Annotated in this window: 15 protein-coding genes and 2 pseudogenes; 1 reads left to right on the top strand and 16 read right to left on the bottom strand. The window is 72.5% G+C overall.

All coding sequences use genetic code 11. From position 1 onward, the window contains the following. Window positions 1-34 precede the first annotated feature (34 nt). From ACZ6KY_RS08120 to ACZ6KY_RS08075, 10 genes and pseudogenes are all read right to left on the bottom strand, one after another. Entirely contained in the window at window positions 35-448 is a 414-nt protein-coding gene (locus ACZ6KY_RS08120; protein ID WP_469309483.1) for a DUF6278 family protein, read from the bottom strand. 395 nt (window positions 449-843) lie between these two features. Further along, complete coding sequence (locus ACZ6KY_RS08115; protein ID WP_469309482.1) at window positions 844-1,623, bottom strand: exodeoxyribonuclease III; 780 nt, start codon at window positions 1,621-1,623, stop codon at window positions 844-846. 109 nt (window positions 1,624-1,732) lie between these two features. Further along, window positions 1,733-2,368, bottom strand: coding sequence for an MBL fold metallo-hydrolase (locus ACZ6KY_RS08110; protein WP_469309481.1), 636 nt, complete (start codon window positions 2,366-2,368; stop codon window positions 1,733-1,735). A 71-nt stretch (window positions 2,369-2,439) separates the two neighbouring features. Then, the gene (gene pcaDC, locus ACZ6KY_RS08105) at window positions 2,440-3,735 is read right to left on the bottom strand and encodes a bifunctional 3-oxoadipate enol-lactonase/4-carboxymuconolactone decarboxylase PcaDC (protein WP_469309480.1); all 1,296 of its coding nucleotides are present in this window, start codon (window positions 3,733-3,735) and stop codon (window positions 2,440-2,442) included. Window positions 3,736-3,924: 189 nt separating this feature from the next. Beyond that, window positions 3,925-6,270, bottom strand: coding sequence for an SWIM zinc finger family protein (locus ACZ6KY_RS08100; RefSeq protein ID WP_469309479.1), 2,346 nt, complete (start codon window positions 6,268-6,270; stop codon window positions 3,925-3,927). Further along, entirely contained in the window at window positions 6,267-9,269 is a 3,003-nt protein-coding gene (locus tag ACZ6KY_RS08095) for a DEAD/DEAH box helicase (protein WP_469309478.1), read from the bottom strand. Before ACZ6KY_RS08095 ends, ACZ6KY_RS08100 begins: the two co-directional genes overlap by 4 nt. Before the next feature lie 102 nt (window positions 9,270-9,371). Then, on the bottom strand, window positions 9,372-9,956 hold the full coding sequence (locus ACZ6KY_RS08090) for a sugar kinase (protein WP_469309477.1): 585 nt from the start codon (window positions 9,954-9,956) through the stop codon (window positions 9,372-9,374). Next, window positions 9,953-11,140 carry an ROK family glucokinase gene (locus tag ACZ6KY_RS08085; RefSeq protein WP_469309476.1) on the bottom strand — a complete coding sequence of 396 codons (1,188 nt, stop codon included), beginning with the start codon at window positions 11,138-11,140 and terminating at the stop codon, window positions 9,953-9,955. Before ACZ6KY_RS08085 ends, ACZ6KY_RS08090 begins: the two co-directional genes overlap by 4 nt. A gap of 132 nt (window positions 11,141-11,272) precedes the next feature. After that, window positions 11,273-11,582, bottom strand: a pseudogene (locus ACZ6KY_RS08080) (hypothetical protein); the annotation flags it as partial. Window positions 11,583-11,603: 21 nt separating this feature from the next. Then, entirely contained in the window at window positions 11,604-12,341 is a 738-nt protein-coding gene (locus tag ACZ6KY_RS08075; RefSeq protein WP_469309801.1) for a GntR family transcriptional regulator, read from the bottom strand. Between the two features lie 128 nt (window positions 12,342-12,469). Here ACZ6KY_RS08075 and ACZ6KY_RS08070 point away from each other — a divergent pair, with 128 nt between their 5' ends. Continuing rightward, the gene (locus tag ACZ6KY_RS08070) at window positions 12,470-13,483 is read left to right on the top strand and encodes a Gfo/Idh/MocA family protein (protein ID WP_469309475.1); all 1,014 of its coding nucleotides are present in this window, start codon (window positions 12,470-12,472) and stop codon (window positions 13,481-13,483) included. A gap of 249 nt (window positions 13,484-13,732) precedes the next feature. Here ACZ6KY_RS08070 and ACZ6KY_RS08065 read toward each other — a convergent pair whose 3' ends face one another. From ACZ6KY_RS08065 to ACZ6KY_RS08040, 6 genes and pseudogenes are all read right to left on the bottom strand, one after another. Further along, the gene (locus ACZ6KY_RS08065) at window positions 13,733-14,908 is read right to left on the bottom strand and encodes a cytochrome P450 family protein (protein WP_469309474.1); all 1,176 of its coding nucleotides are present in this window, start codon (window positions 14,906-14,908) and stop codon (window positions 13,733-13,735) included. A 42-nt stretch (window positions 14,909-14,950) separates the two neighbouring features. Further along, window positions 14,951-15,539, bottom strand: a pseudogene (locus ACZ6KY_RS08060) (response regulator). Between the two features lie 278 nt (window positions 15,540-15,817). Beyond that, a complete protein-coding gene (locus ACZ6KY_RS08055) occupies window positions 15,818-17,092 on the bottom strand; it encodes a sensor histidine kinase (protein WP_469309473.1) in 1,275 nt (424 codons plus the stop codon). 217 nt (window positions 17,093-17,309) lie between these two features. Continuing rightward, entirely contained in the window at window positions 17,310-17,702 is a 393-nt protein-coding gene (locus ACZ6KY_RS08050; RefSeq protein WP_469309472.1) for a guanyl-specific ribonuclease, read from the bottom strand. A 330-nt stretch (window positions 17,703-18,032) separates the two neighbouring features. After that, on the bottom strand, window positions 18,033-18,641 hold the full coding sequence (locus ACZ6KY_RS08045) for a dihydrofolate reductase family protein (protein ID WP_469309471.1): 609 nt from the start codon (window positions 18,639-18,641) through the stop codon (window positions 18,033-18,035). Between the two features lie 209 nt (window positions 18,642-18,850). Further along, complete coding sequence (locus ACZ6KY_RS08040) at window positions 18,851-19,663, bottom strand: AIM24 family protein (protein WP_469309800.1); 813 nt, start codon at window positions 19,661-19,663, stop codon at window positions 18,851-18,853. Window positions 19,664-20,464: the final 801 nt, after the last annotated feature.

Genomic DNA, 20,464 nt, shown 5'->3' with positions numbered 1-20,464 from the left:
GGCCCTTTCCTCCCTCCGCGTCCTCGACGTACGTCTAGAACCCCCCCGCACCCCCCCCCCCCCCCCCCTCCCCCCCCCCCCCCACGACCGGGATCTCGCGGCCCGAGGGGAGCCGCACCGCCGGACTGCCGCCGGGCCAGACATGCCAGGCGGCACCCGGCACCGTGCGCACCACGACCGTGCCGAGATAGAGACCGGCGTCGTTGCCGAGCCAGGGCAGCGCCTCGGGGTCGTCGCGCCACAGCGGCAGGAGCTGGTCGAGCGCCACCAACGAGGCCGGGGTGTCGTCCAGTTCGACGCCGACGGCCGCGGCCTGGGAGCGGAGCAGTTCGCACTCCGAGAGCAGCTCGGCGACACCCGCCGGATCGTCCTCGAAGGCGGCGGCGAGTGGCCGGTCCTGCCGCACCGGATAGCGCTTGAGCCACTTGTCCAGGAAGGGGATGTTCATGACCGGCCTCTCCGTGGGGTGTGCGATCACCTGAGCTCCGCGTTCCCGGCATGTGAACAAAACGTAGCTTGCGGCAGTTGATCACAGAAACACGCGAATGGTGACGCCCGGCGGGCCGCCTCCGGGCCTCACCACATTCCTTCCCCGACCGGGCGAGGCGCACCCTCGCCCTGGAGATTCATCACCCCTGGAATTCGACCCGGCATGATCCAGCGCCTGTTGAATTTCCCTCGCGGGGCGCGCGAGGGAATCCGTACGGCGCCCCGCGGAAGGGGAGTTGGCCGTACGGGAACGACGTGCGGTCGGTTGACCGTCCCGACGCCGAGGCCGGTTGGCCGTCCCGACGCCGAGACCCGGTTCACGCGGGCGGCCGACGTGGGAGGCCTGACGAAGCGCTAGACGTCCAGGTCCACGACGACGGGTGCGTGGTCCGAGGCGCCCTTGCCCTTGCGTTCCTCGCGGTCGACGTACGCGTCCTTGACCGCCGTCGAGAACGCCTCGTTGCCGTAGACGAGGTCGATGCGCATGCCGCGGTTCTTCGGGAAGGCGAGCTGGCGGTAGTCCCAGTACGTGTACGGGTGCTCGTACTTGAGGGGGCGCGGGACCACGTCCGTCAGACCCTCCTCGCGCAGGGCCGCCAGCGCGGCACGCTCGGCCGGAGTGACATGGGTCAGGCCCTCGAACGCGGCCACGTCGTAGACGTCGTCGTCCGTGGGCGCCACGTTGTAGTCGCCGAGCACCGCGAACGGCCGGCTGCCCGCCGCGTCGCCCGCCACCGCGGCGCGCAGGGCCTCGAACCACTGGAGCTTGTACGCGTAGTGGGCGTGGTCCACCTCGCGGCCGTTCGGCACGTACACCGACCAGACGCGGACCGGGCCGCAGGTCGCGGAGACGGCCCGGGGTTCCTCCGCACCCTCGTACCCGGGGCCGCCGGGCAGGCCCTTGACCACGTCCTCCAGGCCGACCCGGGAGATCACCGCCACGCCGTTCCACCGTCCCGTGGCGTGCACGGCCGTCTCGTAACCCAGCTCGCGCAGCTGTTCGGCCGGGAACTGCTCGGCGGCGACCTTGGCCTCCTGGAGGCACAGCACGTCCGTGCCGCTGCTCTCCAGCCAGGCCAGCACCCTCGGGAGACGGGCGGTGATCGAGTTCACGTTCCAGGTGGCGATGCGCATGCCTCACAACCTACCGGGCGGGTACGACAACGAGCCCGCCGATCACACTCCGTCCACCCCTTGGCGGCCAGGGCGGGGCGGACGCGTCACGGGTTCACGCGCGGCCGGCTCAGACGTCCGCCGACGCTCCCGGCGCGAGCCGCAGGTGTTCGGAACCGCCGAGAGCGCCGATCTGGTGGTCGTAGATCGGCCGGGCGAGGTCCGTGAGCAGGGCGTCGTGGATGTCGTACGCGCGTTGCGGCTTGACCTCGCGGACGTACTCGATGACCTCGGAGATCTTGTTCCACGGGGCCATCACGGGGAGCATCAGCGTCTCGACCGGCCGGTCGGGGACGGTGAGGGCGTCGCCGGGGTGGAAGACGCGGCCGTCGTCGACGAGATAGCCGACATTGGTGATGCGCGGGATGTCCGGGTGGATCACGGCGTGCAGTTCACCGTGCACCTGGACGTCGAAGCCGGCGGCGGTGAACGTGTCGCCGTGACCGACGGTGTGCACCCGGCCGGGGAAGGCGGCGGAGACCTGCTCCGCCACCGACCGAAGCGTCCAGATCTCCGCCGCCGGGTTGGCCTCCATACCGGCCCGAAGGCGGTCCTCGTTGAAGTGGTCGAGGTGCTCGTGCGTGACCAGGATCGCGTCCGCTCCGACGGCCGCGTCCTCCTCCGTGAAGGTCCCCGGGTCGATGACGAGCACACGCCCGTCCTTCTCGAGTCGAATGCAGGCATGCGACTTCTTCGTGAGCTTCATGGGTCCATCCTCCCCCTTCCCGGCGCCGGGAAGGGGGACCGAGAGGGGTGCTCCCACTACCAGGCTCAAGATCACTCCTGGGGTGTGGTCTCCTCCCGGATGACCTGCTGCGCCACCTTGAAGGCGCTGTTGGCGGCCGGAACACCGCAGTAGACGGCCGTCTGGAGCAGCACCTCCTTGATCTCCACCGGGGTGAGACCGTTGCGCAGGGCGGCACGGGTGTGGAAGGCCAGTTCGTCGAGGTGGCCGCCCGCGACCAGGGCGGTGAGCGTGACACAGCTGCGTGAGCGCCGGTCGAGTCCGGGCCGGTCCCAGATCTCGCCCCACGCGTACCGGGTGACGAACTCCTGGAAGTCCCCGGAGAACTCGTCCGCCGAGGCCAGCGCCGTGTCGACGTGCGCGTCCCCCAGCACCTCGCGGCGCACCTTGATCCCGATCTCGAAGAGATCCGACCGCCCCATGGTCTCGGGCCGTACGGGGGCCGGGGCGATCTCGGCGAAGGGCGCGACCGGCGGCGGGGCGGCCTGCGCGGGGTACGCGGGCGCGGCCTGGATCGCCAGCTGGCCGGTGGACGAGTCGAAGGCGGGCTGCCAGGCGCCGGAGAAGTGCCGTACGAGCAGATCCGTGACGGCGGCGGGCTGCTCCACGGGAACCAGGTGCGAGGCACCGGGCACGACCGCGAGCCGGGCGTCCGGTATCCCGGCGACCAGTGTCCGCGCCTCCGCGGGCCCGGTGACCTGGTCGTCGGAGCCGGCCAGGACGAGGGTGGGCACACCCACCATGCCCAGTTCGGCCCGCACGTCGAAGGCGGCGAGCGCCTCGCAGGCCGCGATGTAGCAGCCGGGGTCGGTGGTGCGCACCATCTGCACGGCCCACTCGGTGATCGCGGGCTGGGCCGCGGCGAAGCCGCTCGTGAACCAGCGTTCGGGCGAGGTACGGGCGATCGGGTCGAGGCCGTTCGACCTCACGATCACTCCGCGCTGCCGGAACTCGTCGGGGGTGCCGAAGCGGGGCGAGGCGGCGATCAGCGCGAGCGAGGCGACGCGCTCCGGACGGCGCAGCGCCAGCTCGATCCCGAGGGCCCCGCCGAACGCGCAGCCCGCGTACCCGAAACGCTGGATGCCGACCCGGTCGAGCGTGGCGAGCAACCGCCCGGCGAGTTCGGCCACCGATCCGGCCGGATACGCGGGGGCGCCGCCGTGTCCCGGCAGGTCGAAACGGAAGACCCGCCAGCTCTTCGCGAGCTCCGGGACCTGCCTGTCCCACATGTGCCAGGTGGTGCCGAGCGAGGGTCCGAGTATGAGGACCGGAGCGTCTTCCGGGCCATCGATGCGGTACTGAAGGGCAGGGGTCTTCGTCTCACTCACCGCCCCACGCTAACTTCCGCGGCCGTCCGGGCGGAAATGGGGCCCATTCGTCCACGTCGCCCACACGGGGTCACCACATGTGTCCACACCGTGTCCGAACCGTTCGGCGGGTCGGCGGGAGCACTCGCGGAGGGTCCGCCCGGCCCGCTCGGCAGGGCCCGGTCCCCGGGCCCGGGAATCCGGTACGCGTCAGAAGTCGTCCGGTGCGCCGAGGCCCGTCAGGGCGCCGACCGGGTCGAGGTCGGGGGTGCCGCGGGGCCACCAGTCCTCATGGTCCGGCTCGGACTCGTAGGCGTACCACAAGCCGTTGCGGCCGAGACGGAGCTGGGCGTGGCCGCGCGGGTGGGTGAGGTGGTTGCGCCAGGGGCGGAAGGCCGGGAAGTCGGCGGCCATCAGCAGCGGTCTGGCCCGGTCGAACCGGCCCGCCGGGGGGTCCCAGGATTCTTCGAGCACGCCGAGCGCGTCGAACCCGCCCTGCCGCCAGGCCGCGACCGCCCGCGCCAGATCGGCCGGGGTACGGCCGGTCGCGGAGGCGAGCGAGGAGTAGAGGGCGCGTGTGGTGGCCGTGAGACCCGATCCGGGGCGGGCCGCGGCGATGCGCACCGCGTCCTGCCAGAGCGTCAGTTCCGCCACGGGATCACGGCCCGAGGTGAGCAGCGCGTGCGCGCGGGCGGCCGCGTCCGTGGCCAACTGGTCCAGCGCGAACGGGTCGGGGCCGCCCGGCGCGCCCGGGTAGGTGGGTGGTTGCCCGGGATGCGCGGGCGGCTGCGGCGGAGCGGGGAGGGGCGGCAGCACGCGTCGCGCGAGGGCGTCGCGGGCGCGTACGCCGGGCAGCGGGGCCGGTTCGCGCTCCTGGGCGGCGCGGGCAGCGCGGGCGGCGTTGCGCCGGGACAGCGCGTCGAGCAGCTCGCGCTCGCCACGGCCGCGCAACAGGAACAGGACGAACGGGTCCTGGTCAAGGAGCCGCGCCATCTGGTAGCAGAGCGCGGCCGCGTGCTTGCAAGGGTGCCCGAAGTCGGGGCAGCTGCAGTGCGGTTCGAGCTCGCCGGGGCCGGGGAGCAGTTCGACCCCGCAGTCGGCGAGCGACTTGGGCACCTCCTTGTCGAGCAGGGCCGCAATGTGTCCGGGGCGCTCGGCGGCGGCGTCGAGAAAACGGTCCCAGTCGTCGTCGGACAGCGTCCGCACCCTGACCTGGACGCGGTACGGCCGCGGCCGGCTGCCGTGCACATACGCCAGCACCAGACCGGGAGTGACGGTGATGGCGTCGACGTACCCCTGCCCGGCATACGTCCGCCCGCGCGCCAGCCGGGCCGCGTCCAGCGCGCCTTGCTCCAACGCCGTGACCCACGCGTTGCCCCACCAGGTCTCCGCGAACCCGCCGGCCTCCCGAACCCGCGCGGGGAAGGCGGGGAACGTACGGCGCAACTCGCCGTCCCGGCCTGGAGATGCCATGGAACGCGGCAGCCGCTCGACGGGGACGGGGGTGACCGGTTCGCCGGTGGTGCGGGCCGGGTCGAGGGGGCTGGCCGACGGGTGGGGCTCGGTGGCCGCCGGTGTCTCCCTCTCGGACACGGGGTGCGCGGGGGCACCGAGTTGGTCATGGTTCCGGTCGCGAGCCGCCTCGCCGATGCCGTCGGCCGGATGGAACGGCTGCCCGGTGTCGGCGATCACGTCGGGGGGCAACCGGAAGGCGGTCGCGAGCAGTTCGCGAAGTTCCCGCTCCCGGGATGCCCGTTCCGTGTTCACCGGGTGCACGGGGGCACGTCGCCCCCGGGCGCCGGCGGAGGACGTCCTGGCGGAACGCCCCCTCGGGCCGACTCCCTTGCCCTCAGCCTCCGTCGCCCGCTCCCCGCTACCGTCCGTACTGTCGGACCGAAGCCGCCTCGCCTCGTCCCGCGCGGCGCGCAACGCCTCGCGGGCGATGTCGCCGGGGCGTGCGCCTCCCGCGGCCTCCGTACCGGAACGGCCGGTCGTGGCGGGCTCGGCAGCCTCCGAACGTCCTGCCGAGGTCTCGGCGGGACGCTGACCCGAAGCAGCCTCGACACCACCGTCGGCTACCGGAAGCAACCCCTCGCGCGCGTCGCGCACAGCACTCGCCCCACGCACGCGAGCACCGGCACCAGCACCAGCACCAGCACCAGCACCAGCACCAGCACCAGCACCAGCGTCCGAACCCGCGTCCGCAGCCGCAGCCGTATCCGTATGCGCCCCGACGTTCTCAGCGTCACCAACTCCGGCGCCCGCAGCCGCAGTCGCGGCCGCCCGTCGCAGGGCGTCGCGGGCCACGTCACTGGGCCGCGCTCCCGGGGTGGACCCCCTTGGGGCCCTTGGGGGCGCCTCGGACACCTGGGGCGAAAGACCCGCATCCGCGTGTTCGTCGGCCGCCGCCGCGGCCTCCCGCGCGGCGCGCAACGCCCGACGGGCTTCGTCGGCGGGGCGGTCTCCGGTCGCGGGGCGAGGCCGCTCGGCGCCGTCGGCCGGTTCGCCGGCTCCGGCGGACGGCACGCGAGGCTCCTCCCCCTCGGTCCCGCTCATGTCGGCCTCCGCAGGGACACGAGGTCCGTGAGCTCGCGGTCGGTCAGCTCCGTCAGGGACGCCTCTCCGGAGCCGAGGATCGCGTCGGCGAGGGCCCTCTTCGCCTCGAGCATCTCGGCGATGCGGTCCTCCACCGTGCCCTCGGTGATGAGGCGGTGGACCTGGACGGGCTGGGTCTGGCCGATGCGGTAGGCGCGGTCGGTGGCCTGCTCCTCCACCGCGGGATTCCACCAGCGGTCGAAGTGGACGACATGGCCCGCGCGCGTGAGGTTCAGACCGGTGCCGGCGGCCTTCAGGGACAGCACCAGGACAGGGGTCGCCCCGCTCTGGAAGCGGTCCACCATGTGTTCGCGCTCGACGACCGGTGTGCCGCCGTGCAGCATCTCCACCGGAACGGCGCGGGCGGTCAGATGTGCCGTGATCAGGCGGCCCATGCCCACGTACTGCGTGAAGACGAGTGCGGAGCCGTCCTCGGCGAGCAGGGTGTCCAACAGCTCGTCGAGCAGGGCCAGTTTGCCGGAGCGGGCGGAGGTCCCCTGCGCGACGGCCCGCACGTCCTCCTTCAGGAACAGGGCCGGGTGGTTGCAGATCTGCTTGAGGGAGGTCAGGAGCTTGAGGACCAGTCCCCGGCGGGCGATGCCGTCGGTGGTCTCGATCGCCAGCATGGACTCACGGACCACCGCCTCGTAGAGAGAGGCCTGTTCGCGGGTGAGCGGGACGGGGTGGTCCGTCTCCGTCTTGGGCGGCAGCTCGGGGACGATTCCGGGGTCGGACTTCTTGCGGCGGAGCAGGAACGGACGGATCAGCCGGGCCAGTCGGGCCACCGCCTCCTCGTCCTCGCCGTTCTCCACGGCGCGCGCGTGCCGGGCGCGGAAGGACTTGAGGGGGCCGAGCAGCCCGGGGGTCGTCCAGTCCAGCAGGGCCCACAGTTCGGAGAGGTTGTTCTCCACGGGTGTGCCGGTGAGCGCGACGCGCGCGGGGGCCGGGATCGTCCGCAGGGCCTTCGCCGTCGCCGAGTAGGGGTTCTTGACGTGCTGCGCCTCGTCGGCGACGACCATGCCCCAGCGCTGCTCGGCGAGATGGGCCGCGGCCGACCGCATCGTGCCGTAGGTCGTGAGGACGAAGCCGCCGTCGAGACCGTCGAGGGTGCGGTCGGCGCCGTGGAACCGGCGCACCGGGACGCCGGGCGCGAAACGGGTGATCTCCCGCTGCCAGTTGCCGAGGAGCGACGCGGGGCAGATCACCAGGGTCGGTTCACTGCGGGCCCGCCGCAGGTGGAGCGCGATGAGCGTGACGGTCTTGCCGAGTCCCATGTCGTCGGCGAGGCAGCCGCCGAGGCCGAGGGAGGTCATGAGGTCCAGCCAGGCGAGGCCGCGGAGCTGGTAGTCCCGCAGGCGGGCGTCCAGGCCGGGCGGCGGTTCCACGGGCGTCACGCCCGCCGTGAGGCGGTCGCGCAGCGTGGCGAGGGCGCCGACGGGTACCGCCTCGACGGTCTCGCCGTCGACCTCGGCGCTTCCGGTGAGCGCGACGGAGAGGGCGTCCACGGGGTCGAGCAGGCCCAGTTCACGCTTGCGGGCCTTGCGGACGAGCGCAGGGTCGACCAGGACCCACTGGTCGCGCAGCCGGACGACCGGCCGGTGGGCCTCGGCCAGGGCGTCCATCTCGGCCTCGCTGAGCGGATCTCCGCCGAGGGCCAACTGCCAGCGGAACTGGAGGAGTTCCTCGCTCTCGAAGAATCCGGTCCCGTCGGTAGCGGACCCGGGCGCGGGGCGCACCACCGCGGCGGCGCTCAGGTCGTGGGCCAGATCCCGGGGCCAGTGCACGGCGACACCGGCCGCGCCGAGCCGGGTGGCGACGACCCCGAGCAGATCCGACAACTCGTCCTCGGAGAGGGCGAGCACATCGGGCACGACCTGTTCGGACAGGCGGTCGAGGGGTGGCCAGACCCGGGCGGCGCGACGGACGGCGAGGGCGGCGTCGACGCGGGCGCGGGGTCCGAAGACCGTGTCGGCGTCCCCCGCCCACAGGGCGGCCGCGTCGACGACGAGGGTGGGGTCGGCGAGGCTGTGCACCTGGACGACGGCGGCGCCCGCTCGCCGCGCTCCCTCGCCGTCGTCGAAGAGCTGGTGGGCGGACAGGTCCAGGCGCAGCGAGACGCGGACGCCCGCGTCCATGCCGGCGGCGACCTCGGCGGCCCAGTCGTGGGCGCCGGTCAGCCGCTGCGGCTCGCGCGCCGCGAAGGGTTTGCCGGAGGTGTAGGGCGCGGCGGGGGTGCGGGGCAGGGTGTCGGCGACCGCGTCCAGGAAGGACCGCATCAGCGCTTCCGGCTCGGGCAGCCGGATCGGTCCCTTGCCGGGCAGCGGGACGGCGTGTCCTTCATACGGAAGGGCCGCGGCGACGGATCGCAGGTGGGTGATGTCGTCCTGGTCCAGCGGGCCCGCGCGCCAGGAGTCGAAGCCGTCGGGAGTGAGCCCCGGCAGCAGGCGTCCACGGGCGACGAGGCGCAGCGCGTGCAGTGCGGCGGCGCCCCAGCAGGCGGTGGCGGGATGCGCCGCGGGGTTCCGCCGGGCCCCGGTCAGCAGGGGCAGGGCTTCGCCGACGGAGAGGGTCAGCGCGGGGACGACACCCCTGCGGACTCCCGAACCGTGCGGCCGTACGACCGTCAGCTCGGTGTGTTCGCGCGCGGTCGCTCCCGCGCGGGTGGTGCCCGGCGACGCGCCTTCGGGGTACTCCCCCGTGGGCGCGCTCTCCCCGTGGTCTTCGGCGGGCAGGGGTTCGCCCTCCGGGTCCCAGAACGCGATCCGCCCCTCCCGGGGGAGCGGCGCGGGCAGGAAGACGGCGGCGAGCCGCACGGAGGGCAACTGGCCGGGAAGCGGCTGCGAGAGCTCCCGGGCCCGGGGATCCGGCGCCGACGCGGGGCGTACCCGTGCCGGCGGCGCCTCCGCGGAAGACACCCGCGCGGTCACCACATCCACCCCGTCCCGCATACGCCCGGTCACCTCCCGCCCCTCGGTCGAATCAGTTGTCTTCGACTCTACGGGCGGGGTCTGACAATCGGCTCCCACGGCCGCGCCGGGCGGGCGCGGACCGGCTGGGCCTGGCTACGGGATCGTGCGCGAGACGACGTACACCATGGGATGGCCGGACTCGGACCCGTTCACGACGATGTCCTGGGTGGGCGCGGGGTCCTTCTGCTTGTGGACGAGCCCCCACCAGGGGCCGGGACCGGTGAACTCCCAGCCGACGACCTTCTGGTTGCGGTCGCTGATGGTGATGTGGTCCCTCTTCAGGGCGGCGCGGGTGGTGCCGACGCCCTTGAAGAACTGGTCGAGGCCCGCCTGGGTGGTGCCGAACTGGACGTACAGCCGGCTGGTCTTCCAGTTGTTCGTCTCGTAGTACGCGACGTCGGTGGAATCGCCGGGGATGGGCACCTGGTAGAGGCGGCGCTGGACGCGCGAGGGCCAGCCCGAGGTGAGGCCGGTCGCCGAGTACTTCTCCTCCTTGACCTTGCCGCTGTTGCGGCTCTGGTCGGCGGAGATCATCAGGTAGCCGGCCGGCACGCCGATGAGCAGCACGATGATCAGCAGGGTCAGGGCGCGGCGGCGGAACTTGCGGCGCGGGTCCTCCGGCGGCCGCTGCGGCTCGTCCGGAGAAGACGACGCCTGACGTGGGAGCGAGGCGGTCACCGTGACTCCTGCCGCGTCGTGCGACGGGACTCGGCGTAGCGCTCGTACCGCTCGTAGCGCTCCACGCGGCGCCGCTTGGCGCGCCGGAAACGGCGGGCGACGAGACGCGCCAGGTCGGCGGCGCCGACCATGCCGGCCTCGGGGCCGAGCTGGGCGCGCGCGATCCGCGCCTCGGGGCGGTAGCCGCGGCCCGTGAGGTGCCGGCGGAAGGCGTCGCGGGCGGGGCCGATCAGCAGGTCGTCGGCCGCGCTGACGCCGCCGCCGATGACGAAGCAGGAGGGGTCCAGGGCGGCGGCCAGGTTGGCGATGCCGACGCCGAGCCACTGACCGATGTCCTGGAGGAGTTCGACGCACATGGCGTCGCCCTCGCGGGCCAGCTCGGTGATCATCGGACCGGTGATGTCGCCGATGTTGCCCTTGACGTGCTCCATGAGCCCGTACGCCACCGGGGAGTCGGCCGCGGCGAGTTCACGGGCCTCGCGGACCAGCGCGTTGCCGGAGCTGTACTGCTCCCAGCAGCCGCGGTTGCCGCACGGGCAGCGGTGGCCGCCGGGCACGACCTGCATATGGCCGAACTCGCCCGCGACGCCGAACTTGCCGCGCTTGACCTGGCCGTCCTCAAGGATCGCGCCGCCGATGCCGGTACCGAGCGTGATCATCACGAGGTGGTCCTCGCCGCGCCCGGCGCCGAAGCGCCACTCGGCCCAGGCGGCGGCGTTGGCGTCGTTGTCGACCAGGACGGGCACCGCAAGCCGCCCGGCGAGACGGTCGCGCAGCGGCTCGTTGCGCCAGGACAGGTGGGGGGCGAACAGGATGCGGTTGCGCTCGGCGTCGACCCAGCCGGCCGCGCCGATGCCGACGGCGTGCACGTCGTGCCGGTCGGAGAGGTCCAGCACCAGCTCGACGATGGTGTCCTCGACGACCTTGGGGCTCTTGGACTTGTCCGGCGTCTCGGCGCGGACCTTCTCCAGGATGTTGCCGTCGGCGTCCACGACACCCGCCATCACCTTCGTGCCACCGATGTCGATGCCGACGGTGGGGACGCGGGGTGCCGTCAGATGGGAACGGCGCTCGCGTGTCCCCACGGTCCGCAGGACGGTGGCCCGCGCGGAGCCGATGGGGGTGCCCCCTGCTCGAGCGGAGCCGAGAGCTCGGGGCAGCGCGAGGTCGCGGTAGGTGCTCATCGCGTCGATTCTGCCCTACGCCGCACCGGGGCCGCACCGTGGAAGCACAGGGACGCGTGTGACCTGCGGGACGCCTGTGGCCGGTCCCGGCCGGCCGGCGGAGCGGTGCGGGTCACGGCCCCGCGTCCCTCGCACGGCACGGTTCTCCAGCTCGTGCCGCGGGTCGTCCGGCTCGCTCGCGCCCGCCTTCTGGCGGGTCGGGTCGTCCAGCATGATCCCGTCCCGGGCAGGTGCAGCTGCCCGCCGTGGTGCCGCGCTTCGGCAGGACGAAACGATCTCCCACCTGGTAGGCGGGATGCGGATTGTGGGTGATGAACACAACACCCGGTCCGGCGTCCCATGCGGCGGCTCCATAGGCCACCTATGTGAGGACCGGACCGGACTGCTTCACGCCGAGCGCGGCGGTGCCCCTGCGAGGAGCCGGCGGCTCACAGCCGAAGAAGCCGAAGGGAAAGCGGGCGGTTCACGGCCGTACGAGGAGCTGGAACTCGAAGGAGTAGCGCGAGGCGCGGTAGATGTGGGTGCCGAACTCGACGGCACGGCCGGTGTCGTCGAAGGTGGTGCGCTGCATGGTGAGCACGGGAGCCCCGGCCGGTTCGCCGAGCCGCTCGCCCTCCTCCGCGCTGGCCGCGCGGGCGCCGACGGACTGGCGGGCGCTGTGGAGGGTGATCCCGGCGCCGCGCATCAGCCGGTACAGGCCGGTGGCCTCCATCCGGTCGCTGTCCAGCTCCAGGAGCCTCGGGGGCAGGAAGTTGCAGAGGTACGCCATCGGCTCACCGTGCGCGAGACGCAGCCGCTCGACCCGGTGGACCTCGCTGCCCTCGGTCACTCCGAGCGCGGCCGCGACCTCGGTGGACGCCGGTTCGACGGCGTTGACGACCACCTGGGTCGCGGGGCGCTGGCCCGCCGATTCCAGGTCGTCGTAGAGGCTGCTGAGTTCCAGGGGGCGCTTGACCTGGCTGTGCACGACCTGGGTGCCGACGCCTCGGCGCCGTACGAGCAGGCCCTTGTCGACGAGGGACTGGATGGCCTGGCGGACCGTGGGGCGGGACAGGCCGAGCCGCGCGGCGAGCTCGATCTCGTTGCCGAGCAGGCTGCCCGGGGTCAGCGCTCCGTGCTCGATGGCGGCCTCGAGTTGCTGCGACAGCTGGAAGTAGAGCGGGACCGGGCTGGTGCGGTCGACGCTGAGCTGGAGCGACACGGTCGGATCCACATCTGGTTTGGCCACGGCTCGAGCGTAGCTCCGGGAGATGTTGACGGGAAGTTGTGAAGTTCGATTGTCCGGACAAACCATTGACAGCATGATGGGTCGACCATCAGTTTGTTCCCATGCGCATCGGACTTATCGGAGCGGGTCGTATCGGCACATTTCATGCGGCCACTCTCAGCCGTCACCGTGAGGTCGGCGGCTCTCTCATCGTCACGGACGCGGACCCCGTTCGGGCTCAGCGGCTGGCGGACCGGCTGGGCGCGACAGCGGCGCCCAGCGTGAACGAGATCTTCACCTGGGGCGTGGACGCGGTGGTCATCACCGCCGCCACTTCGGCGCACGCCGAACTGATCGGTCGGGCAGCACGCTCCGGACTCCCGGTGTTCTGCGAGAAGCCCATAGCCCCCGACCTGGCGGGCACGCTCGCCGCGCTCGCCGAGGTCGACGCCGCCGGAACAGTTCTGCAGATGGGCTTCCAGCGCCGCTTCGACGTGGGCTACACGGCCGCCCGCGAGGCGGTGCGCTCGGGCCGGCTCGGCCGGCTGCACACCGTACGCGCGATGACCTCGGACCAGGCGCCGCCCCCGCCCGGCTACCTCCCGCTCTCCGGTGGGCTCTACCGCGACTGTCTGATCCACGACTTCGACATGCTGCGCTGGGTCAGCGGCCGCGAGGTCGTCCAGGTGTACGCGACCGGCTCCGACGCCGGGCCCGCGATGTTCCGCGAGGCGGGCGACATCGACACCGGCGCGGCCGTCCTCACCTTCGACGACGGCATGCTCGCGACCGCGACGGCCACCCGCGTGAACGGCGCCGGCTACGACGTCCGCATGGAGCTCTCCGGCGAACTGGACCAGATCGCCGTCGGACTGGACGACCGTACGCCGATCGCCTCGACCGAACCGGCCGGACCGCCGCCCGCGGACAAGCCGTGGACGGGCTTCCTGGAACGCTTCGGCCCCGCGTACGAGGCGGAGCTCGCCGCCTTCGTCGAGGTGGTCCGCGGCGAGCGCGCCAACCCCTGCGACGGCCGTGAGGCGCTGGAGGCGCTGCGCATCGCCGAGGCCTGCGAGCTGTCCCGGCGCGAGCGCCGTCCGGTCTCACCGGCGGAGATCCCGGGCGGCCGGCACTGAGGCGGGGCACACCCAGCGCCCCTGATCCGAGTCCCCTCCGTGCGGTCCCTCACCCGAGGAGCCGGGCCGCCGGGGCCGAGGAGCCGGACGGCCGGGGTCCCACCGGGGGCGCCAGCGGTGCGGGTGGGAGTCCTCAAGGGCTGTCAGGTCCGCGGTGATCTCCGCCGTACGCGGCACGGTCGACGCTGCGGGGCGACCGCCTGGCGGTCGTTGTACGACACGGAGTTGACTCACGCGGCACCGGGCCGCTCACCAGCGAACCGGCATACGGCGCACGCCTCGCATCAGCATGCCGGGCAGCCAGCCGCTCGGAGGTCCGTCGAGCGCCAGGTCCGGGCACCGCTCCAGCAGGGAGCGGAGGGCCACTTGGGCTTCGAGCCTGGCCAGCGGCGCGCCCAGACAGTAGTGGATGCCGTGCCCGAAGGCGAGATGCCCGCGGGTCTCGCGCCGGACGTCGAAGCGGTCGGGCGCCGGAAAACGCGCCCCGTCACGGTCGGCCGCGGTGAGGCCGATCATCACCTCTTCCCCGGAACCTATCGCCGTGCCACCGATGTCGAGGGGCTCCGCGGCATAACGGAAGGTCGCGTTCTCCACCGGCCCCTCGTAGCGCAGTGTCTCCTCGATGGCGCCGTCGAGGAGCGTCATGTCGGCGCGCACCGCCGCGAGTTGGCCGGGGTGGGCGAGCAGCTCACGGACCGCGCCGGAGATGAGGTTGACCGTCGTCTCGTGTCCGGCGACGAGGAGCACGAAGGCCATGCCGCGCAACTCCTGCGGCGAGAGCCGGTCGCCGTCCTCCGCGGTGGTGCGGATGAGACCGCTGAGCAGGTCGTCCGTGGGACCCGCGCAGCGCTTGTCCTCGATCAAGTCGCGCAGATAGGCGGCGAGTTGAACGAAGGCCTGGTACTCGTTCTCGGCGCTGGTGGGTGCGACCGTCTCCGTGGACATCGCGCGGAAGGCGGCCCGGTCGGGCTCGGGCACCCCGAGCAGCTCGCAGATGACGGTCAGCGGGAGCGGATAGGCGAACGACTCGACGAGGTCGGCGCGTCCGCGCGGCAGCATGGCGGCGAGCAGCTCGTCGGTGATCTCCTGGATCCGCGGGCGCAGCGCCGCGACCCGCCGGCCGGTGAACTCGCCCGCGATCAGCGTCCGTAGCCGGGTGTGCTGCGGCGGGTCGGCGACCAGCAGATGCTTGCCGATCATCCCTTCGCCGTAGAACGTGACCCCGAGTTTGTCCGCGTCCTTGGCCAGCCGCGGGTCGGCGAGCGCGGCCCGCGCCTCCTCGTGGCCGACGACGAGCCAGGTCTCATGCGAGGCGTCCGGCGGGGGTAGCCGCACCCGGTGCACGGGGCCGAGTGCGCGTAACTCGGCGTAGACCGGATGCGGGTTCTCGTTGAACAGCGCTCCGTACTTCCCCAGATCGATCACGGCTTCCCCTCCCGTTAACCATCGAACGCGCGAGGGTCCCGATCAGTGCCCGTCCTCCTCCAGCATTCCGGCGTCGTACGTCAGCAACGCGATCTGCACACGGTTGTTGAGGTCGAGTCCGGCGAGGATGCGCGAGACGTGGGTCTTGACCGTGGCGACGCTCATGAACAGTTCGGCGGCGATCTCCGCGTTCGAACGGCCCCGGCCGACCGCGACGGCGACCTCGCGCTCACGCTCGTTCAGGACGGCCATCCGTGTACGGGCCCCGGACCTGCGGGTGTCGAGGGCGGAACCCGCCGCGTGCTCCATCAACTGGCGGGTGACGGCGGGCGAGAGCACCGGGTCTCCGGCCGCGACCCGGCGTACCGCCGCGAGGATCTCCGCGGGCGGTGTGTCCTTGAGGACGAACCCGTCCGCGCAGCCGCTCGGTGGCGGTCAGTCCGTCGACACCCGGCATCCGGATGTCCATCAGGACGACGTCGGGCCGGGCGCGGTCGACGAGTTCCTCCACCTCGCTGCCGTCGGCGGCCTCACCGACGATCTCGACGTCCTCGGCGCCTCCCATCATGAGCGCCAGCCCGGCTCTCACCAGGGGATCGTCGTCGACGAGCAGCAGCCGAATCGCAGTCATGACCCCCACCTGACCAGTTCCCCCAGCAGTTCATCGCCCCCGCCGCCCCTGGCCCTCCCCGCTCTCCCCCAGGGTCACGGATTCGCGCGGCCAGGGGACCTCCATCACCCAGGGGCCTCCGCCCCTGACCCGCCCCTCGAACGCCGGAGGGGCTGAGACATCGCGCGCGTCTCTACGGGCTCGGGGCGCTCAAGAAGGGCAGAAGGGGCACGTCAATGCTGCCAGGGGCCCGGGCGGGACGCGGCTGAACATCGCGCGCGGAAGGGCTGTTCGAACCGTCACCCGCCCCACGGCAACCACGCCCGAACCCGAAAGCCCCCGCCCTCCACCCCTCCGTGCTCAAGCCGCCCTCCCGCCAGCGTCGCCCGCTCCGTCAGCCCGATCAGCCCCTGTCCGGACCCCGGAACCTTCGGCACCGGACCGGGCGGCGCGGGATGGGCGACGGTGACGGTCAGACCGTCTCCGGCGGCCCCCCGGACCGTCACCGTGACCTCCGCGCCCGGCGCGTGTTTGCGGGCGTTGGTCAGTCCCTCCTGGGCGATGCGGTACGCGGTGCGGCCGACGGACGCGGGTACGGCGGCCGGGTCGGCGACACGGTTGTCGAGGACGACCTTCGCACCCGCTGAGCGCGACTCGGCGACCAGCCCGTCCAGCGCCGCGAGCGTCGGCTGCGGCCGCCCGGCGTCGTCGGAGTCCCCGGCCCGCAGCACCCCGATGATCTCGCGCAGATCCTGCAACGCCTCGTGCGCGCTCTCCCGGATGACCCCCGCGGCCCGGGCGACCTCCTCCCGGGGTGCGTCCGGCCGGAACTCCAGCGCTCCCGCGTGCACGCTCAGCAGCGTGAGCCGGTGCGCGAGCACGTCGTGCATCTCGCGCGCGATCGCCTCGCGGGCGAGCCGCTGCGCCTGCTCGGCCCGCAGCCCCGCCTCGGTCTCGGCCCGCCGCGCACGGTCCCGCAGACTCAGCATGAGCTGGCGCTTGGACCGTACGAACATGCCCCAGCCGACCACCGCGGAGGTGAGCAGCGCGGTGACGGCGAGGGCGGCGAGGTAGGGCAGGTCGGGGTCGGGCCGCAGCCAGAAGAACGCCGGGAGCAGCGCGATCTGGACGCCCGCGACACAGGCCACGTACCGGAAGGGCCGGTGCACGGCGAGGGTGAAGAGGGCGACCAGACCCGCACCGCCCGCCGTGTTCGAGACCAGCCCGACCGGGATCATCGCGACGGCGAGCCCCAGCGGCCACCGTCGGCGGAGCCAGACGGCCGCACAGGCGAGCGCGCCGATCAACTGGTCGGCGACGGCGAGGCCGTGCGGGATGTCCGGGTCGTCGGTCACGGTGTTCGCGGCCAGGGCACCGATGGCGACGGCCAGCAGGAAACAGCCGAAGTCGACGACCCAGTCGCGCAGGGTGCGACGCGGTCGTCCGGAGGGCCCCGCACGCTCGGCGTCGGGGTCGAGCTCCGCGGCCACGGCCGACGGCAGCAGCCAGCGTCGGCCGGGCAGGGTCGGCGCGGGAACGTCACGCGGCACAGGCACCGGATTGTCACCACTCACGGTCGACAAATCTACGCAGCCGAATCCACCGCCACCTCCTCGCGAGCCCCATCACCGACCAAAGTCGGCCCGCTTCGGACTTTCGTCCGGCCGAGGGCGCGACGCCCCGCGACGCCGTCCGGACATGCCTCGCCCCGCGGCCGGTGTTCCTGGGGGGTCCGCGGGGCGAGGGTCGTCCCATGAAGCGACTGCTGGCGGTACTCGGCTCAGCCCAACGTCAGCAACCGAAGTTGATCAGCTTGAACGTGACGTAGTGGTCCGAGGTGTAGTAGTCCTCCAGGGTCTTCTTGCCGGTCACGACGCGACGGGCACCGCGCGTCGAGGAGCCGGGCGTGATGACCGTGTACTCGTGGTAGTACCCGGTGGACTGGGAGGGCAGGACACCCTCCCGGTTCTGGAAGACCACGCCGTCCTGCGAGTACGGGAAGGGGCCTCCCGAGTCGATCAGGTCCAGGGTGTCGTACGCCTGGGACGGCAGCGCGCCGTAACAGATGCTGCCGACGGAGGCCGCCGCCGCGTTGGCCGGAGCCACGGCGGTGCCGCCGACGAGCAGGGCGGACATGAGGGCCACGAGGGCGCCGATGCGGGTGGTTCGTGGGGGGAATCTCATGCGTCTAGAATGACGCGCGTAGACCGTGACATGTCAATGTCAAGCGAGCTGATTTCTCCCGCCGAGTCCGATGAATTTTCCGGGAGTTAACCTGTTCCGCGGCGCCCTCACACGGCCCCCACAAGCACCCCGGCACCGCCCACCAGGCCCGTCGCCCCAAGACGTTCACCGCCGAGCGCGAAGTCCGCGGGAACGGCCCGAGACGGCCCACAGCGGCTCGGCGAGGCACGACGGGCGACGGGCGACGGGCGACGGGCGACGGGCGACGGGCGACGGGCGACGGGCGACGGGCGACGGGCGACGGGCGACGGGCGACGGGCGACGATACGCCTAGTAACTGCCGTACGTGGGGCGGCCTTCGCGCTCGTACGTGTGGATGGCGACACCCGCGCCGGTGATCGTGCCGCCGGCGTGCCGGAACGCGGTGGGGACGGCGCCCTCGGCGAAGAGGCGGCGGCCCGCGCCGAGCACGACGGGGAAGGTCATCAGGTGCAGGGTGTCGATCAGGCCGAGCGCGAACAGGGACTGGGCCAGCGTGGCGCTCCCGTGTACCTGGACCTCGCCCTCGGTGCGCTCCTTCAGGGCGGTGACCTCCTTGCCGAGGTCGCCGGTGATCACGGTCGTGCCCTCCCAGGCGGGCTCCGTGAGCGTCGAGGAGGGGACGTACTTGGGAAGCGAGTTCAGCTTGGAGGCGACGAGGTTGTCCGGGTCGGTGATCTTCGGCCAGTAGCCCGCGAAGATCTCGTACGTGCGCCTGCCCAGCAGAAAGGTGTCCACGCGGGAGAAACCTTCGGTGACGAAGCGGCCGAAGTCCTCGTCGCCGTAGGGGACGCTCCAGCCGCCCTGATCGAAGCCTCCGCTCGTGTCCTCCTCCGGACCGCCCGGCGCCTGGTGGACTCCGTCGAGAGAGACGAAAGCGGTGAGGGTGAGCTTGCCCATGACCGTGCCTGCTTCCTTGCGGTGGGGTGTGCTGCCATCAGGACAGACCCCACCGGCGCCCGCAACTCATCGGTCCCGGCGGAGTCACCCGGCATCCGTTCATCGGTCCCGCGACCGGCTCCCCCACGCCGGTCGGGAACTCACCCCGCGTCGGCCGACGCCTCGCCTCGCCTCGGCCGACGCCTCAGCCCACGTCGGTCGCGGACGGCTCACCCCACGTCGGTCGAGAAGAGCCCGCCCGTCGGGCCCTGCTTGTCGCCGCCCTGGGCCTTTCTCAGGGCGTTGGCGAGGCTCTCGATGGTGAGGGACTGAAGGATCACCCGTCCGTTGCCCTCCAGGGTGGCCAGCGAGAGTCCCTCGCCGCCGAAGACCGCGTTCATCAGCCCCTGCCGGTTGAGGCCTCCGATGCGCTGGACGCCGTACTGAATACCCTCCTCGAAGGCGACGACACAGCCCGTGTCGACCTCGATGCGGCCGCCGAAGTCGGCCGGGTTCAGGTCGATGAAGTTGCCCGCGCCCGCGATGATCACCGTGCCGTGCCCGGTGAACTTCTCCAGGACGAATCCCTCGCCGCCGCTGCGCCCGGTCCGACCGCCCTGGAAGGCGATGCCGAACTGCACGGTCGACTCCGCCGCCACGAAGGCGTCCTTCTCGGCGAACCACGCGCGCGTGCCGTCGAGCTCCAGGGCGCGCATCTCACCGGGCAGCACGCCCGCGAAACCGACGGTCCCCTCGCCGCCCGTCGAGGTGAAGTACTGGAACGCCAGCGACTCGCCCGCGAGGGCGCGCTGACCCGCCTGCATGGCGGTGCCCACGGCCTGGCGCAGCATGCCGCCCATGCCGCCGCCACCGCCCTGCTGGCCGCCGGCGCCGCCCGACGGCCCGGAGAGCCGCGTCTCCATGGTCACGTTGGTCGTCTTGAACAGGAACTTTCCCGCTTCGCAGTACACGGTCTGGCCGGGGCGCAGGTTGACAACCGCCATCTGCATGGCGTTGCCGACGATTTCTTGCTGAAGAGTCACGCCGAAAGAACGCGGGAGACGGAGCAAAGAGTTCCGGCCCGTCGGGTGACGGGCGGCCCGGTGCGGCGCCGGGCGAACACGGTGTCCTTTGAGGATCTCGGCGGCCTTTGAGGTGCCGTCGTTGTCGAGCGTCGCGATCCGGTGCGCCACCGTAACGAATTCCGGCAAGGGGTTCCTGCATGTCTGCGGTGGCGTTCGCCCCGGCCGGGCCGGGGCGAACGCCGGTGGTCTGCTTGTCGCGGTCGGGTCACTGCCGGGCGAGGTGCATGCGCATCTCGCTTCCGGGGTCGGTGATGAGGTCGCCGGACACGTCGATGGTGACGGTGTGGAGGGTGCCGGTGAACCGGAAGGGGGAGCGGTACTCGGCGGTGACCGGGTGCCGGGCCGGAAGGTGTAGCTGGTGCGCTCCTTGGTGATCTGCGGGCGCTCCACGACCATCCGGGCCAGGGTGCTGCTGTCGATGGGCAGCACCCCGTACTTGCCCGCCTCGGTGTACCACAGGGTGATCATCTCGATCAGTTTGCTGGGGTGGTCGGCGGCGGGGTCGCGGGTCTCGGCGAAGTCCTCGGCAACGTGGTCGAGCTCCCAGCCGTGGGCGTCCAGTTCGGAGAGGGGCTCGGCGGTGACGGGTGTGCCGAAGGGCTGCTCGGCCTCGGTGAAGGAGGTTCCGGGCCACGGGCACACAGCGCGCCAGCCGTCGTGGCCGGTGGCGCGGTGGCGCGGTGGCGCGGTGGCGCGGTGGCGCGGTGGCGCGGTGGCGCGGTGGCGCGGTGGCGCGGTGGCGCGGTGGCGCGGTGGCGC

Source organism: Streptomyces sp. NPDC042002 (assembly GCF_055588305.1).
This window is presented reverse-complemented; position numbering and strand designations above follow the sequence as displayed.